At 75.3% G+C, this 595-nt stretch carries 1 pseudogene; it reads right to left on the bottom strand.

Annotation, left to right across the window (positions count from 1 at the left end):
* Positions 1-595: pseudogene (locus BZL64_RS37395) on the bottom strand (HAMP domain-containing protein); the annotation flags it as partial.

Genomic DNA, 595 nt, shown 5'->3' on the forward strand with positions numbered 1-595 from the left:
CGGCCGCCTCCAGCGCGGCCAGCGTCTCGTTCGTGGTGCGGGCGAGCCGGGCGACCTCGTCGTGGCTGTCCGGCTCGGGCACCCGGCGGGCGAGGTCGGCGGAGGCGGTGATCGCGGCCATCTCACGCCGGATGCCCTCGACCGGGCGCAGTGCCCGCCGGGTCATCAGCCAGGTCACGCCGGCGACGACGGCCAGCACGAGCGGAAAGCCGATCAGCATGACGGTGAGCGCGGTACGGACCGCGGTGCGCTCGGTGGACAGGGGCGCGCCCGCGTACACGGTGAGCGTGCCGCGGTCCTCCGTCTCGACCTCGACGGCGGCGAAGCGGTAGTCGGCGCTCTCGCCGTCCACGGTGGCGGACCCGTCGCTGTAGGAGGGGTCCTCGGCGATCTCACCGGGCCGCAGCCCGGCGGCCCCGGCGGAGGCGTCGTCCTCCGCGTCTGAGTCCCTTTCTCCGTCTTCATCCCCATCCCCGTCGCCGCTCGGTGCGGCGGCCGGAGGGCTCGCCGGGCGCACCGCGTCCGTCCCCGTCCCGCTGATCCGCTCCAGGTGCTCGCTGACCGCGACCAGGGTCCCGTCCTCGGTGACGACCTG

Origin of the sequence: Streptomyces bobili (assembly GCF_002154575.1) — a bacterium.
GTDB lineage: Bacteria > Actinomycetota > Actinomycetes > Streptomycetales > Streptomycetaceae > Streptomyces > Streptomyces bobili.